The following is a 16,424-nucleotide window of genomic DNA, read 5'->3' as shown; positions in this document are numbered from 1 at the left end:
ATTTTTGTAGCATAACAGATAGAAATGTTTTATAATTTGAAATAGTTAAATATTTAGTAAACGCATTCAAATATCGTTCACTCTACAAGGGGGATTCTTCTTATGCAGCACACAAACAAATCTGGAACTTTAAATCGTGGTTTAAAAGAACGACATATTACTTTAATGTCACTGGGCTCAGCTATTGGCGTTGGGCTATTTTTAGGATCCGCTTCCGCCATTAAACTAGCAGGTCCTTCTATTTTGCTAGGCTATATGATTGCCGGTCTCGTTATTTTTTTCATTATGCGAGCGCTTGGGGAAATGGCAATTGAACAACCTGTTGCTGGTTCTTTTAGTAAATATGCATATGATTATATTGGACCACTCGCTGGTTATATTACTGGTTGGAATTACTGGTTCTTATGGGTTGTTACTTGTATGGCTGAGATTACAGCAGCTGGTATTTACATGCAGTACTGGTTCCCAGATATCCCGCGCTGGACTTGGGCGTTACTTGCTCTATTATTAATGAGCGCTTTTAACTTCTTATCGGTAAAAGTATTTGGAGAACTTGAGTTTTGGTTTGCTCTCATTAAAATTGTCACAATTATCTGTATGATAGTAGTCGGAGCTGGTATTATTTTATTCGGATTCGGAAACGGTGGTATCGCTACTGGTATTTCAAATCTTTGGTCACATGGTGGCTGGTTCCCAAATGGATTTTCTGGGTTACTACTCTCCATGCAGATGGTACTATTCGCTTATTTAGGCGTTGAATTAATCGGTGTTACAGCTGGTGAGGCTCAAAATCCGAAGAAAACACTCGCAAAGGCAATCGATAACGTATTTTGGAGAATTCTACTCTTTTACGTTGGGGCATTATTCGTTATGATGGCAATTTATCCATGGAACGAACTTGGTGAGAAAGGCAGTCCATTCGTATTAACATTCCAACAAATTGGTATCGCAAAAGCAGCAGGTATTATTAACTTTGTCGTATTAACAGCAGCTCTTTCTTCTTGTAACGGTGGTTTATTTAGTACAGGCCGTATGCTATATACATTAGCTCAGCAGAAAAAAGCTCCTGAAAGATTTGGTCGTTTAAATAAAAATGGCATTCCAAGCCAAGGAATTGTAGCAACTGCTATCGTTTTACTAATTGGTGTTATATTAAACTATCTCGTACCTGCAAAGGTATTTACATGGCTTACTAGCATTTCAACTTTCGGTGCAATTTGGACTTGGGGAATTATATTAGTCGCTCAAATTAAATTCCGTAAAAGCTTGCCTACTCAAAATAAACAAAAGTTATCGTATAAAATGCCTTTATACCCATTAAGCTCATATTTCTCACTCGTTTTCCTTGTATTAGTATTAGGTATAATGGCGTATTCAGAAGATACACGAATTGCATTGATTGTCGGCCCAATTTGGCTTATCGGCTTAGCAATCGTATATTACATGAAAGGGTTTCATAAGATTGATGAAACACCTAACTCAAAAATTAGTTAAGCAAAACATCCCTTCCTTATTACTTGGAAGGGATGTTTTTATATCTATATAAATATTTCTCAACAAAATTCACGGTATTTTTACAATTTTTTAATATTTTTTATGTTTTCCGTCTTTATTTTTACAGAAAAATAAATTACATTATTAAAGCACATATATTTATTATTAGGGGGATTCTTCTATGAAGAATAAAAAATGGATTATATTTTCTTTAGCAACAGCAATTACACTAAGTATAGGGACCTCGTTCATACCGTCTACTTATGCCGAAAGCTCTGTAGACCCAGCTCCTGAAATTGCTGCAAAAGTTGTAAATCAAAACAATGGGAAGAAAGTATTATTCGATAATACACACGGTCAAACTGCTGGGACAGCTGACTGGGTTATTGACGGCGGCTTTTCTGACTTCGGAAACGGCATTGCAAAAAACGGATATCACGTAAAGGAACTTCGTAAATCAACTCCTATTACGTACGAAGATTTAAAAGATTACAACGTATTTATCGTTCCAGAAGCTAATATTCCTTACAAAAAATCTGAGCAGGACGCTATGTTACAATATGTAAAAAATGGTGGTAGTATCTTCTTTATTGCTGATCATTACAATGCAGATCGTAATAAAAATCGCTGGGACTCTTCTGAAGTATTTAATGGATATAGACGCGGTGCTTGGGATAATCCAGTAAAAGGAATGTCTAATGAAGAAGCAAATTCACAAGCTATGCAAGGAGTAGAAAGCTCTGATTGGCTCTCTGACAACTTCGGTATTCGCTTCCGCTACAATGCACTTGGTGATGTTTCAGCGAAAACAATTGTATCGCCTGAACAATCTTTCGGAATTACAAAAGGTGTTTCGTCTGTAGCAATGCATGCTGGTTCTACTCTAGCAATTACAAACCCAAAACTAGCAAAAGGACTTGTTTACCTTCCAGAAAATCCATCAAAATGGAATAACGCTGTTGATACTGGCGTTTATAATGGCGGTGGTATTGCAGAAGGCCCATATGCTGCTATCGCAAAAGTAGGACTTGGAAAAGCTGCCTTTATTGGTGACTCTTCTCCTGTTGAAGATGCTACGCCAAAATACGTTCGTGAAGATTCTGGCCAAACAAAGAAAACTTACGATGGTTATAAAGAAGAAAACGATGCGATTTTATTAGAAAACATCGTAAATTGGTTATCAAATAAAGAGACATTTACAAGTTTAGATCAAGTAAATGGTTTACAACTTGATTCACCTACAGCTCTACAAACATTTGAACAGCCAAGCTTATCAACAGAACCACAACCTGAACCTTGGAGTGCACCAAATGCAGGTTATCAATGGTTTAATACAAATACTTTTAAACCAGGTTCATACGGTTATAACGGTGCGGTAACAACAAGCGACTACGTCGTTACACACCCTAGCATTCTACCAAACAATGAAATTTTCCAAATGAAGATTCAAGTAAATAACTTACTACCTAATACAACGTATAACAACTATTCTTTAGGTATCTTCACTACTGGTGGAACACAAGTGGCTAAAGTACAAAATGCAAACGGTACTTGGCCATCTACTTTCGGATATAGTAGTGCATTTTCTTTCACAACAAACAGCTTAGGCTCTGCTGAGAAAGTTGTAAATGTACAGATTGATTCAAATACAACTGGACAAGCAACGCTTCGTCTACGCCAAAATACAACAACGAAATATAATGAAACTGTAACGATTAATAAGAAATAATAAAAAAGGCAATCCATACATGGATTGCCTTCTTCTCACTTCTCTTCATTCGAGAAAAACATTCTTGAAATAACGATACCTATACTACCGACGATTAGGAATAACACTGCCCTAATCATCATCGATACCTCTGGTAAGTCAAGTAAGAATAACTTCCCTACCGTTACGACTAAAACGACTAAACCAGCATATAATATTTCATTCATATTTCTATTTCTTCCAAACCAAACCGCAAATAATGCATATACCATCCATAATAACGATACTGATACACTAATTACGCTTCCATCTGTAGATAAAACTTCACCGATTCTCGTAATTGTAATAAATACAATTATCATAAACCAATAGAGCACTATAGAATACATATATTTGCCGAAGCTCGCTAATACTTCTTTCGCTTCTCTCATGCAATAATAGAACGTTCCTATTAAAATAAGATGAGCAACAAAGCCTGCCGAAATAAATTGATCAAACGGGCTAAAAATAGTCTGTATCATTCCAATTGCGTAAACCGTCGCACTAACATACAATTTTATCTGTTGTTTTACTTTAATAGAAGTGACCATGCCGAGGAAACCTTGTAACAATAGTACAATCGCTGCATTCACTAAACTATACTCATATAAAATTGCTAAACTAAATGCTCCCATTGCGAAACCAAATAAGAGATTTGTAAATGTAGAATGTCTATTTTTCCTATATTCACATACGAACATAGCGGCATGTACGAATGCACTAATAATCAATCCCCATGTTGTAAAATCAGGTATTTTTGAAATAGCTAGTATAAAGAACACTGCATTCGCACTAAATATCGCCAAACGTGGTTCTAGTATAAAACTTCTCTCCGTAAACATATGCCAAAATAATAGTAAATGAATCAAACCATATACAATCGTTAACTGTATTTGCAAGTTCTCTACTAACATTGACATAACAGCAAAGAAAACGAAAAGGACAATGGCAGCAACAGCGTAAGAAATCATATATAAGTATTTATAACGATTTTTCAACGCATACCATAATAAACTAAGTGTTAATACTGTCTCATATCCAAAGAAAATATAAGGATTAGGAGTCGTACTATTTAACAAGAATGGTACGAAGAACGCACCGACCGCTACGAAAATAGTGAGATATTCCGATTGATATCTTTTCGCTAAATAAATCCCTAAAATAACCCATGCAATATTACAGAGAAACGCGACACTTGCCGGAATAAATCCATATAAATAATGTGCTGCAAACGTCGTTAGAACAATCCCGGTAATACTTCCTCCAGCTAATACTAATCCTAACGCTTGCCGCTCTCTTTTAATTTGAATATCTCCTATATAATACAACCCGATAGATAATGCGATACCAAACACAATTCGTATCGCTGGTGTTAATAAACCAGCATCTACCCCTGCTTTAAATAACCAGATCACTCCAAGCAACATAATACCGACAAATACACGCGGTAACCACGTCTGACAAAACTTAATAATATTAAATGGCTCTGGTTTAAAAGCCGATATATCTACTTGTTTTAACTCAGGTTCTTGCAAAGGCTCTTTTATCTTAACTATTTCTTCTTTTGGCTTTTCCTCCATTACCGTTTCAATATATTCTTTCTTGTTCTTACTAACATGTTGCTGAGCGTTTTCTACTTCTATTTCCCTTTGCTTTACTTTTAATTCAGCAAGTGCTTCTTGAATTGTTTCAATTGCCGTTTCGAGTGCTTCTATTTTCTTATCCAAATCCTTCTTCATACGCTCCCCCCTTATTCGTAACTCTCATTGAACCTATATATTACCAATTATCTTTATCATACTCTTAGTCTATTCATTTTCAATAGTATTTTTTCCAAAAAAAGAAAGGTGTCTTCCCAAAATAGGAAAACACCTTTTTACTCATTTATTCTTATTTAGAAAAATGCTAACGATAAAACCAAGACACATGCCTACAATAGCTGGAACAATCCACCCAACACCTTCTGTATAAAACGGGATGTATTTTAATGCTGACGTCCACTGATTCATCATCACATTTTTATTTAAAATGTCAATTGCACTAAATATCGCTACAACCAAAACAGTTACTGCATATACGTATGCATACTTTCCAATACACTGATGGAATAACCCTAGAATAATAAGCGTTAACGCAATTGGATAAATAAATCCAAGAATTGGTACTGATACTTTTAAAATTTGCGTTAACCCTAAATTAGCTAAAATCATACTAACAACGCTTACGATAAATGCCCACAATTTATAAGATACTTTCGGAAATGCACTCGCAAAAAATTGACTACAAGACGTAACAAGTCCAATTGAAACACATAAACACGCGATAGTAAAAATAAGACCTAATAAAACGACTCCGCCCTGTCCAAATAATGTAATCATAACTTGTGCTAACACTTTCGCACCGTTATCAAATGTTCCTAATGAGCCACTAATTGCCCCCACATATCCAAGGATGACATAAATAATAGATAATAATAGTCCTGCCCCAATTCCAGCAATACTCATATATTTCGCTAAACCTTTATCATCTTCAATACCCTTTGCACGTAATGCATTTGCAATAACAATTCCAAAGATTAAAGCAGCTAACGCATCCATTGTTAAATATCCATCTAAAAATCCTTGAAACATAGGAGCTTGGCCATAGTTCCCTATTGGTTCTTTCATATCTCCTACTGTTGTAAACATACTCTTTATAAAAATGAGTGCAATCATACATAATAATAACGGCGTCAATACTTTTCCAAACAACCCCATTAATTTAGATGGGGATAAACTTAACCAGTAAACAATACTAAAGAAAATAACTGTGTAAAACAATAATAATCCGTTTCCTGCTTCAGGGAATAACTGACCTGGCCCCATTTCAAAAGCTAAACTTCCCGCACGTGGTATACCAAGCCCAGGTCCAATAAATACATACACGATACATGGAAAAATAATTGCAAATGAAGAATGAACCCTACCCGCTAACGTTTGAAAACTTCCTGCTTTTGCAATGGAGATAACACCTAATATAGGAAGACCTGTTGCTGATATAATAAACCCTACTAATGAAATCCAAACATGTTCTCCTGCTTCATACCCAAGGAAAGGTGGAAATATAAGATTCCCTGCTCCAAAGAACATAGAGAATAACATAAGGCTAATAAGTAAAATTTCTTTTTTCTGTAACAATTTCATTTCTTTCTCCTTCTTTAATTTCATCTTTTATGAAATCAATTTCACATATAAAAAAGTACAATAACCCGCTTCCTTACAAAGAAAACATAGTCCATAGTCTATCACAAAAGAAACACCCATTCTATAGCTATTCCTCTTTTCCAATTTCTTCTGAAAAATCAACCTTTATTGACTTATAATAGTTAATAAAGTAAAATATTAAATGTACAAAATTATTAACTTTGTTTTTGTTTGTGTCAGGAGGAAAATAACATGGAATCAGCGATACAACTAGAAAGAGAACAACAAAGAAAAAAGAAACATCCTCCAGGTTTATACTTACTCTTCTTTACAGAAATGTGGGAAAGATTTAGTTACTATGGATTACGAGGATTATTAACATTATATTTAACGACAGCTTTAGTAAGCGGTGGTCTTGGGTTTAGTCCCGCATGGGCACTCTCTATTTACGGATTTTATACTGGAGCCTGTTATTTCACACCAATGATTGGTGGATACTTAACAGACCGTTTTCTAGGTAGACGAAAAGCAATCACAATTGGTGGTATAACAATGGCAATCGGTAACCTTACACTATTTGCCTTGCAAAACCAATTAGGCCTATACCTCGGATTAGCGCTTATTATTATCGGTAACGGATTCTTCAAACCGAACATCTCTACACTGGTTGGAGAATTATACGAAGAGAACGATCCAAAACGTGATAGTGCATTTACCATTTTCTATATGGGTATTAACGTCGGGTCATTTTTAGCTCCACTCGTTTGCGGATTTTTATCAGAAAATTTATTCAAAACAACAGTTGATGGCGTTGTACATTACGGATTCCGTTACGGTTTCTTAGCCGCTTCAATCGGAATGATCATTGGACAAATTTTATTTACAACACTATCAAATCGCTTCCTTGGTAATATCGGTAAAAAACCAACTCGCGATTTACAAACAGCTGCTGGACAACCATCAGTAGGAGATACACCATTAACAAAAAAAGAAAAACAACGTACCGCTGTTATCGTCATTTTAACATGCTTCGTTGTCTTCTTCTGGGCTGGCTTTGAACAAGCTGGTAGCTCATTAACATTATATACAAACAAATTTGTAGACCGCTCTGTGTTCGGATGGGAAGTTCCAACATCTTGGTTCCAATCGGTCAATCCATTATTTATTATTTTGCTTGCTCCAGTCATTTCTGCATTATGGGCAAAACTTGCAACTCGCAAGCAGGGTGATTTAAAAATCCCAACTAAAATGGGACTTGGTATGATCTTGCTCGGTATCGGTTATATCATTCTCGTTATCGCTACATTAAAAACAGGTAGTGATGAACATAACATTACAGAAAAAGCAAACTTACTGTTTATCGTCTTTACGTATCTTTTCCATACGTTAGGTGAGCTATTCTTATCACCTGTCGGACTATCAATGGTTAGTGCGCTTGCACCGGTAAAATTAGCATCTTTACTAATGGGTGTATGGCTAGCAAGTTCAGGTATCGCCAACATTTTAGGCGGACAACTTGCAAGCTTCACAACTTCACTTGGATACGCTGAAGTATTCACAGTTATTGGCGCTGTGGCAATTGTACTAGGTTGTGTTTTATTATTAATTTCTAAGAAATTAGTGAAATGGATGGATTAAAAAAGATGAGGAATTTCTCCTCATCTTTTTTTATGCTGTTTTACCTTTTTCAATTGCTTGTTCGTACAGCTCTTTATGTTCTTTATATTCACTTGGTACGAAACTCTTATAGAAGAATGAGAACCAGCTGTCTCCCTTTTTATACCCTTCTTCTCGAATTTCCGCTGCTTTTTTATTCGATTTAAATCCTTCAGTAAACCATTTCTTTAACAATTCATTTCTTTCATACTTAGCAGGAACTTTTAAATCATAGTTTTCAAATGCATACTTATAGCCAGCCTTTTCTACTACCTTTTTTGTAGACTTATAGCCTTTTTCATACGCTGTTTCATATGCCTTCACGTATACTTCTTTCTCTCTATTTCCAGGATTCTTTTCAGCTAGTTCTTTCCCTGTCTTTTCCCCTAACTCAGCTTGCTCTTTTTCAATTTTTTCTGTTCTTTCTTTATTCCCTACTTTGAATCCGTCTGCAAAGTTTACCTTAAACTCTGAAGCAACTTGACTATCGTCCATCGTCTCTTGTGCTAAACCTTGTTCTTTTCCTTTTTCAAAATGCGTTTTCTTCTGCTCTTCTAAAGACCATACGGCTGCATAAGTCGCTTTAAACGCTTGTTTATATGCATCAGATTTTCCAGCTACATGCACTTCTGCATCATTTTTTCCTGCTTTAAAATCAGTTTCTCCATTCTTTTGACCTTCAAGTTGACCTTTTTCCATATCAGCTTGGCGCTGCGCTTCCTTTTGCTTACGTGCCTCTTCAGCTTTTCTTTGTTCCTCGGCTACACGTTGTCTCTCTTCTTCAGCTTTACGCTGTGCTTCTGCATTACGTTGTTTTTCCGCCTCAGCGTTGCGTTGCACTTCTGCAGCACGTTGTTTTTCCGCCTCGGTATTGCGCTGTGCTTCTGCTTGTCTCTCAGCTTCTACAGCACTATTATTATTCTGGCTAGGAGCTGGGCTCGTTGCGCCACTACTAGAAGCTGGTTTATTGTGATAATGATATTCTCCGTACTGTAATCCCCATTTCTCACAATTTGTACGACACGTATGTCCGCCATTAGCATCTGTACGCCCTGGATGTGCATAAGCTGAAATTGGAGCTACCAATAACGCTATACTCGTTGTTAAAAGAAGTTTCTTCACCTGTTGTCTCACTCTTGTTCCTCCCAAAATATAAAATCCTAACTTTATTATACATAAATAGAATAATATTTGAATACAAACCAAAATATTCTATTATTTCTCAACATTAGTAAAAAAGAAGGTGAACTCTTTAAAGAGTTCACCTTCTTTTTTACTTCTTCGCCTTCGTTCCTACTAAATCACCAGCAACAACATAACGCTTAGAATTATCCTTTACAGATACACATGTAATAAGCGTTATCTCATCTTTCCCATGATCCTCTACAACTTCCCACTTATCAGGAGTTACTTCAGATACACCAGTAACCGTATACTCATATTCATTTTCATTGTCATACAAATAAATTTTATCGCCTTTTTTCAAAGAAGCTATATCACTAAATAAAACACCTTTTTTAGACATATTATGTCCTGCTAATGCGTAATTTCCTTTTCCCATAACTTGATTCTCTTTTACTGTCGCTGCACCTGATAATAAGTTTTTTTCAGTAGAAGCTTTTAAAACAGGCAGTTCTACTGAAACACTTGGAATCGAAATACGACCAATTACTTGTTTCTTATCTAATGATGCATTCGCTACTTCCGCCAAGTCTGGTTGATTAATTTTGGAAGCATCTACAAATTCCGTCTCATGCTTTTCATAATCCATCTTTTGAACAGCCTGCACATTTTCAGTCTGTTTCTTTTCAGCCTGATATCCATCATAAAATGGCTTTCCAATTAATACGCCACCTACAACAAATAGCAGAATTGCTACTATACTATAAATTCTTTGCTTATTCATACACAGTTCCTTTCCCTTACAAAATCTTACTCTATATAAAATGATAAAATAATATCGCTATATGTACAAGTATTAGCTTAAAAAGAAACCTTCTTGCCAGTGCAAGAAGGTTTCTTTTTAAGCTAATTTATTTCTGTATAGTGATACGTGAAATACTGTCATTTGAATAAAGAAAATAGAAAATAGAATATATAATGGGTATCCAGGAAGATATTCATTAATAATAGGCGAAAAAGTTAAAAATCCAACTGCACAAGGTAACACAAACCATAACGATACAAATGTTGTTCGACAAGCTTTATCCGTAATCGCTTTTTCACGTTCATCTTCTAGCGGAAATAATAATGGATACATCCAAAAAGATAAATTCTTATATTTTTTCTTTTGAATTCTATAAAAAATTGTAACTATAATTGCTCCAATAAATAATAAAATGAATGGTACTCCATTAAACCATACTTCAAATGGGAATTTCTCGTTTTTAATTATATCTGCTAACTCTGTAATGACACTATAAAATTCAACAAATGTCCAGCATGCTAAAGCAGTATAAAGCACGTTTATGATATAAGAAAAAACAATTCTATTCATCCTCTTCCCCCTCCTTATTTAAAACAAACACATCTTCCATCTTTAACTGAAACACATCACAAATCGTAAGTGCTAATAACAACGAAGGAACGTAATCCCCTTTTTCAATTGCAGCAATTGTTTGTCTCGTTACTCCAACCTTTTCTGCTAATACACTTTGCGTAAAGTTAAAACGAGCTCTTAATTCTTTTACTCTATTTAAAATGGTCAAATTTACCACCTCTCACCATTATTGTATGCTATCCTTAACAAAATGTAAACTCAACTTAACATTATTATTATAAAAAAATCCAACTTTACATATTGTAAAGTTGGATTACGCTTTAGTTTAAAATTGTAACTTTAACTGTTCTTCTGCCCCAACTACTTGATGAACCTTTATCTGGCATTAAAACATCAATTCTATGCCCCTTAATAGCTCCACCAGTATCGGCTGCAATTGCTACTCCATAACCTTCAACATTTACAGTCTTACCTAATGGAATAACATTTGGATCTACAGCAATTAATTTCATTCCTGGGTTTGCAGTTAAGTTATAGTGTCCCCATGCAGAAAATACTTGTTGACCTGGTGCATAACCATTTTCCGCTGGATCAGCTGTATAAGCTGTAGCTTCTACATAAATTTCTTTCCCACCAGCAGTTGGCTTAGAAGGTGGTTCAGGTTGTGCAGGTTTTGTAGGTTCTACCTTCGAATTATTATTAGCAATTGGTTCAGCTGGTTTATTAGCTTTTTCTTGTTTTTGCTTTTCAGCAATTTCTGCTTGTGCTTTCGCTAAAGCTTCTTGCTCTGCTTTTGCAGCCGCTTCTGCTTTTGCACGCTCTTCCGCTGCGATTCTTGCTGCTTCTTGTTCACGAGCAATCGTTTCTTGTACTGCCTTCATATTTGATTCAATTTTAGCTTTCTCTTCCGCTGCTAAATTAAGTTGGCTTGCAACTTCATTATATTTAGCTTGAACTGTTTGCAAGTTATCTTGACGTTTTTTCAGGTTATCTTGCAGTTCAGCTTGCGCTTTTGCTAATTTTTGTTTATCTACTACTAAAGATGCTTCTTTTTCGTCAATTGTTTTCTTATCTTCTTCAATTTGACGAAGATCTTGTTCTTGTAGACGTAAAATTTCTTTATCAGCTTCTAGAATAGTAGAAACTGCGTTCATACGTTGTAAGAAGTCTGCAAAGTTTTTTGACTCTACTACAACTTCTACTACTAAACTTGTATTTGAACTGTTTTGAACAGAAACCATACGTTTTCTCATAATATCTTTACGAGCAAGGACTTTATCCTCTAAAACGACAATTTCTTCCTTTTTTTGTTCAATCTGCTTATGTGTTTCATCGATTTTACGTTGAATAGCAGCTTGATCCTCTTTATTTTTTGCAATTGTATTATTTAAATTATGTAGTTCGTTTTCGATACCTTTAATTTCTTTACTAACAACTTGCTTCTCTTGCTCTTTCTTTTGCATTTCTGCATCGTTTTGTTGCAATTGCTGTTGCATGTTGTTAAGTTTCTCGTCGTTTGACTCTGCTTTAACAGCGACTGTACTAGAAAGACCGATAATTCCTGCTAATACTAGACAGCTGATTCGCTTAAAATAGTTCATAATCCGACTCCCTTCTTATACAGTTATACATGATTTATTTTACAGTTTGTTTACAAAACGATTAAATACAGTTTATTTTTCGTGACAAAAAAAAGAGAATTATGAATAAAATGTAATAGATTCTTAAATATTTAACAATTCCTATATTTAAAAAATACAAAAGATGCTAAAATCCAAATATAGAGAAAATATAACTTTCGAAGGCGGTTGAAATAAATACATGTTTACTCAAAAGAAATCACTCCAACATACAATTGCTCAATTAGAAGAGCGTATACAAGAATTAGAAGCAGAATTAAAACAAAAAGATATTGAAAAACAAGAGACTATTTCTACTATCCACGATCGTGTACAAAGCGTTGTCCAAGAGCATCAACTTGTAAATAACCAACACAATACACTTCAAAATTTAGTTCAACAGTTAAGTTCATGTTTCGAAAATGTTTCAACACGTACAACACATTCCAATGAGTTAAATAATGAAATGTTACAAAAGGAACAAAGCTTAATTCAGTCTATTGCAGAAATTATTGACTGCTCTAATGAAGGAAAAGAATCCGTTCACCGCTTACTTATTGTAATTAATAAATTAGGTGAACAATCTCAACGCACGTCTAATAGTATGAATCATCTAAGCGAACGCTCAAAGGAAATCGAGCAAATTGTAGAAGTCATTCAAAACATTGCAGCACAAACAAATTTACTTGCATTAAATGCGAGTATTGAAGCCGCACGTGCTGGAGAGCACGGTAAAGGATTCGCTGTCGTTGCCAATGAAGTAAGAAAACTAGCGGAAAGTACAGCAGAAAGTACAAAAAACATCGGCAACTTAACGAAAAAAATTCAAGAAGAAATTGAAAAAGCATATGATAACACAAAAGATAATTTACATTTAGTCGATGAAGGTGTAGAAATGAGCGCCGATACAAATGCTAGAATTGAAAATATTTTAGTTATGATTCAAACGTTACAAAATGGTGCTACAAATGTTATTAAGGCTATCGAAAACCAAAAGTCTTGTAATGATGACATATTACGAGAATTCGCTAACACACAACAAATGTTCCAAAAATTAAATACTACTATTATGAATCATATTCATGATGCTGAAAAAGTCGATGTTCAATTGTCTAAAAGTCTTCAAGAAACAGTAACTTCTTAATTAAAAATAAAAATCCCTTATACTTCTATAAGGGATTTTTATTTTATTTCGAATATTTATTTCTTTTCAATATTCATCCATATCTTTGTTATAATGGAAAAGTTGTTTCTTTCAACTAATAAACAAGGAGGTTATTATGGAACAATTTTACTACGTTTTAAAATATTTAATTCTCGGTCTGTTCCAAGGACTAACAGAACCAATTCCGATTTCTTCAAGTGGTCATCTCGTTTTAGCACAACATTTGCTAGGACTAAAAATAGAAGGGTTTAGCTTCGAACTACTTGTTAATTCAGCTTCATTATTAGCTGTATTACTTATTTATAGAAATGATTTAATTCGTCTAACAAAGAATGGTCTCTCTTATATATTTACAAGAGCAGAAGACGCAAAATCAGATTTCTTCTTTATTATTTATCTTGTTATTGCAACCATTCCAGCAGGTGTTATTGGTGTTTTATTTAAAGATTACATCGATCAGTACTTAAAAGGTGTGAAGATGGTTGGAATTTCCCTTCTTATTACTGCTGTCGGCCTTTGGATTATTAGAAATTTACGCGGTCGTAAAAATGATGGCGACCTTTCTATGAAAGATGCAATCATCGTCGGATTAGCACAAGCCTGCGCACTGATTCCCGGAATAAGCCGATCTGGTGCCACAATCGTAGCAGCAATGTTACTTGGTATGAAGCAAGAAACAGCACTTCGCTTCTCATTCTTACTATACATTCCTGTTAGCTTAGGTGGCTTATTGTTAAGCATTACAGACATTGCAAATGATCCAAATCTAGACACATTATTCGTACCATATGTCGTTGCATTCATCGCAACATTTATCATGACGTATATTTCACTAAAATGGTTTATGAACATTATGGCAAAAGGAAATTTAAAATATTTCTCTTTCTATTGTATTATCGTAGGTGTACTTACTCTTATTTTCTTATAAAGTAAAACTTACAAATTGAAAGCGAGTCATCTAGTGTAATAGAATGACTCGCTTTTTTATACCTCTATTAAGTTAAAATCTATTATTTACTTAGAATTTTCTGAATAGTATAATATTATTTAAGTTTACTATTACAGTAATTCTATCTTTCCTACTATTATCGTAAAAGAGGTGTTTATATGTTTATAGTTACTAAACTCATTCACATTAAGTACGAATATGAAAATGAGCTACTTTATGGGCTTAAACAATATTATCCTTCCCCTGGAACGAACGGTTGTATTAACATAGAGTTTTCACATGTTCATCGTACAAATGATAAGGCAGAATATATGATTCGTCTGTTATGGAAAACACAACAAGATTACCATACATGGCTTTCTCAAAGAGAAGGCCATGTAACTTTGAAGCACAAAATACAAGGCTATATCCTTTCTTCCAAATCAAATGCTACCTATGTGCATTAACCCTTCTCTTTTTATTCCTTACGAGGGGCAAAATGATAAAGTGAAACTTTAATCCTCACCAATTGTGCTTCCCACAAATAGCGGGATAAAGAGCCCTCTTACTTTTCATACTGTAAGAGGGCTTCTCTTATGCATACACTTTCTTCTCTTGACAATACAAACGAATAACATGTTTATTTTGTTGAAATACATCATGCGTCAGACGAATAATAATAAAGTTTCTTTTTGTTTGATCATCATGAACAAAAATCTGTTCTCCCTCCTGAAAACGCCATGCACTTTCAAAAGTCGTAATATGATCCCCACTTACAGAAAAAAGTTCATATCGCATCTCTTGTACCCTCTCTCAACTTACATAATCATAATATCCTCATATTAAATTTATTATAACTTAATTCCTATAAAATTAGTAATTATTTCTATTTCGAAAGATTTTAACTTTGTATTTAAATATTTTTAGCGCTATAATGATAAACGAATTTTCATTGAAAGGAGTTTTACTTTGACTGCATATTTATTTCCAGTAAAAACAGCATTTATTTTATTCCCCTTTTTAGCAATGTTTCTTTTAATCCCTTTTTTAATATTTAATTATCGAAAATACGGTTATTTAAATAAATGGCGCTCATTTATTTTATACTCATTATTACTTTACTTATTAAATGCCTATTTTCTTGTTATTTTGCCGTTACCACAAACGTTTGATACTTGTAGCCTACAACCAGCTAATACACAACACATGCAACTCTCACCATTTTATTTCATACAAGAGATTAGTAGTCATACATCGGCAGTTTTAACGAAACCAGCTACTTATTTCTACTTATTAAAAGAGTCTGCGTTTTTACAAGTTGCATTTAATGTTCTATTAACTGTTCCATTCGGTATTTACTTACGTTATTATTTCCGACGTAGTTTCTTACAAACAATTTGCATTTCCTTTTTCCTTTCACTATTTTTCGAGCTAACACAAGTGACTGGATTATACGGTATATACAATTGTGCATACCGATTATTTGATATCGATGATTTGTTTTTAAATACATTAGGTGGCGTAATTGGTTTTATCATTGCACCAATATTTACGTACTTCCTTCCGAAGACAAACGAGTTAGATAGTCATATTGATTTGGAAACGAAACCAGTCGGATTCATTCGTCGCCTTATCGCGATGCAAATTGATTGGATTTTCTTATCTATCGTCGTACCTGTCGTTAAAAACAAAGGAAATTCTTTCTTCGTTTCTAATATGCAATCTTACACGAATATGTATGAACTCATTTTCATTACGTGTTCAATCCTTATTTATTTTATTCTTATTCCATACTTTACAAATGGAAAAACAATTGGGAAAGCATTGCTTCGCATTCATCTGAAAGGAAAATCAGATCGTATTACATTAAAAGAACTATTTATTCGCTACGGTATATTTTATTTTGCGTTAGGCGGAATCAATTATATTCTTTCTAGTAGCTCTATGTTAAATCATACAGAACCTTTAGTATTACTCGTTACATTGTTATTCCTATTTATCATTAACGGCCTATTCATTATTCATGTTTTACTGCATGTATTTAGCCGTGATAAACTACTATTTTATGAACATATTAGTCATACAAGAAATGCAATTACGCTAAAAAAAGCTGACAAATAATTATTTGTCAGC

At 34.2% G+C, this 16,424-nt stretch carries 15 protein-coding genes; 7 read left to right on the top strand and 8 right to left on the bottom strand.

The window, feature by feature from the left end; all coding sequences use genetic code 11:
* The first annotated feature begins 102 nt into the window (after nucleotides 1-102).
* On the top strand, nucleotides 103-1,494 hold the full coding sequence (locus ACS2QP_RS12990; protein WP_001164897.1) for an amino acid permease: 1,392 nt from the start codon (nucleotides 103-105) through the stop codon (nucleotides 1,492-1,494).
* Nucleotides 1,495-1,675: 181 nt separating this feature from the next.
* Nucleotides 1,676-3,223, top strand: coding sequence for a DNA-binding protein (locus ACS2QP_RS12985; protein ID WP_438882486.1), 1,548 nt, complete (start codon nucleotides 1,676-1,678; stop codon nucleotides 3,221-3,223).
* A gap of 35 nt (nucleotides 3,224-3,258) precedes the next feature.
* Here ACS2QP_RS12985 and ACS2QP_RS12980 read toward each other — a convergent pair whose 3' ends face one another.
* Entirely contained in the window at nucleotides 3,259-4,980 is a 1,722-nt protein-coding gene (locus tag ACS2QP_RS12980; protein WP_438882485.1) for a DUF2339 domain-containing protein, read from the bottom strand.
* Nucleotides 4,981-5,121: 141 nt separating this feature from the next.
* Nucleotides 5,122-6,423, bottom strand: coding sequence for a branched-chain amino acid transport system II carrier protein BrnQ1 (brnQ1, locus tag ACS2QP_RS12975; RefSeq protein WP_153581980.1), 1,302 nt, complete (start codon nucleotides 6,421-6,423; stop codon nucleotides 5,122-5,124).
* Between the two features lie 252 nt (nucleotides 6,424-6,675).
* On the opposite strand from brnQ1, the gene ACS2QP_RS12970 reads away from it, so the two are divergent.
* Nucleotides 6,676-8,061 (top strand): peptide MFS transporter, encoded by a 1,386-nt coding sequence (locus tag ACS2QP_RS12970; RefSeq protein ID WP_000443143.1) that lies wholly within the window; start codon nucleotides 6,676-6,678, stop codon nucleotides 8,059-8,061.
* A 30-nt stretch (nucleotides 8,062-8,091) separates the two neighbouring features.
* Here ACS2QP_RS12970 and ACS2QP_RS12965 read toward each other — a convergent pair whose 3' ends face one another.
* From ACS2QP_RS12965 to ACS2QP_RS12945, 5 genes are all read right to left on the bottom strand, one after another.
* Nucleotides 8,092-9,213 carry a YHYH domain-containing protein gene (locus ACS2QP_RS12965; protein ID WP_438882484.1) on the bottom strand — a complete coding sequence of 374 codons (1,122 nt, stop codon included), beginning with the start codon at nucleotides 9,211-9,213 and terminating at the stop codon, nucleotides 8,092-8,094.
* A 139-nt stretch (nucleotides 9,214-9,352) separates the two neighbouring features.
* Complete coding sequence (locus ACS2QP_RS12960; RefSeq protein ID WP_001041727.1) at nucleotides 9,353-9,985, bottom strand: class A sortase; 633 nt, start codon at nucleotides 9,983-9,985, stop codon at nucleotides 9,353-9,355.
* A gap of 117 nt (nucleotides 9,986-10,102) precedes the next feature.
* Nucleotides 10,103-10,576, bottom strand: a complete 474-nt coding sequence (locus ACS2QP_RS12955) for a hypothetical protein (RefSeq protein WP_001080043.1) — start codon at nucleotides 10,574-10,576, stop codon at nucleotides 10,103-10,105.
* The gene (locus ACS2QP_RS12950) at nucleotides 10,569-10,787 is read right to left on the bottom strand and encodes a helix-turn-helix transcriptional regulator (RefSeq protein ID WP_000154019.1); all 219 of its coding nucleotides are present in this window, start codon (nucleotides 10,785-10,787) and stop codon (nucleotides 10,569-10,571) included. Before ACS2QP_RS12950 ends, ACS2QP_RS12955 begins: the two co-directional genes overlap by 8 nt.
* A gap of 112 nt (nucleotides 10,788-10,899) precedes the next feature.
* A complete protein-coding gene (locus ACS2QP_RS12945; protein ID WP_438882483.1) occupies nucleotides 10,900-12,180 on the bottom strand; it encodes a 3D domain-containing protein in 1,281 nt (426 codons plus the stop codon).
* A gap of 220 nt (nucleotides 12,181-12,400) precedes the next feature.
* Between ACS2QP_RS12945 and ACS2QP_RS12940 the strand changes: the two genes are divergently transcribed.
* The 3 genes from ACS2QP_RS12940 to ACS2QP_RS12930 all read left to right on the top strand — a co-directional run bounded on the left by ACS2QP_RS12940 (nucleotide 12,401) and on the right by ACS2QP_RS12930 (nucleotide 14,758).
* Nucleotides 12,401-13,342: a methyl-accepting chemotaxis protein gene (locus ACS2QP_RS12940; RefSeq protein ID WP_000495031.1), complete on the top strand. Its 942-nt coding sequence runs from the start codon at nucleotides 12,401-12,403 to the stop codon at nucleotides 13,340-13,342.
* Nucleotides 13,343-13,478: 136 nt separating this feature from the next.
* Nucleotides 13,479-14,291 carry an undecaprenyl-diphosphate phosphatase gene (locus ACS2QP_RS12935; protein ID WP_000434794.1) on the top strand — a complete coding sequence of 271 codons (813 nt, stop codon included), beginning with the start codon at nucleotides 13,479-13,481 and terminating at the stop codon, nucleotides 14,289-14,291.
* Nucleotides 14,292-14,470: 179 nt separating this feature from the next.
* Complete coding sequence (locus ACS2QP_RS12930) at nucleotides 14,471-14,758, top strand: hypothetical protein (protein ID WP_000471238.1); 288 nt, start codon at nucleotides 14,471-14,473, stop codon at nucleotides 14,756-14,758.
* A gap of 127 nt (nucleotides 14,759-14,885) precedes the next feature.
* Here ACS2QP_RS12930 and ACS2QP_RS12925 read toward each other — a convergent pair whose 3' ends face one another.
* Nucleotides 14,886-15,089, bottom strand: coding sequence for a hypothetical protein (locus tag ACS2QP_RS12925; protein ID WP_001268332.1), 204 nt, complete (start codon nucleotides 15,087-15,089; stop codon nucleotides 14,886-14,888).
* A 171-nt stretch (nucleotides 15,090-15,260) separates the two neighbouring features.
* Between ACS2QP_RS12925 and ACS2QP_RS12920 the strand changes: the two genes are divergently transcribed.
* Nucleotides 15,261-16,412, top strand: coding sequence for a VanZ family protein (locus ACS2QP_RS12920; RefSeq protein WP_000128025.1), 1,152 nt, complete (start codon nucleotides 15,261-15,263; stop codon nucleotides 16,410-16,412).
* Nucleotides 16,413-16,424 lie beyond the last annotated feature (12 nt).

Origin of the sequence: Bacillus cereus group sp. Bce019 (assembly GCF_051781745.1) — a bacterium.
Classification (GTDB): domain Bacteria; phylum Bacillota; class Bacilli; order Bacillales; family Bacillaceae_G; genus Bacillus_A; species Bacillus_A cereus.
This window is presented reverse-complemented; position numbering and strand designations above follow the sequence as displayed.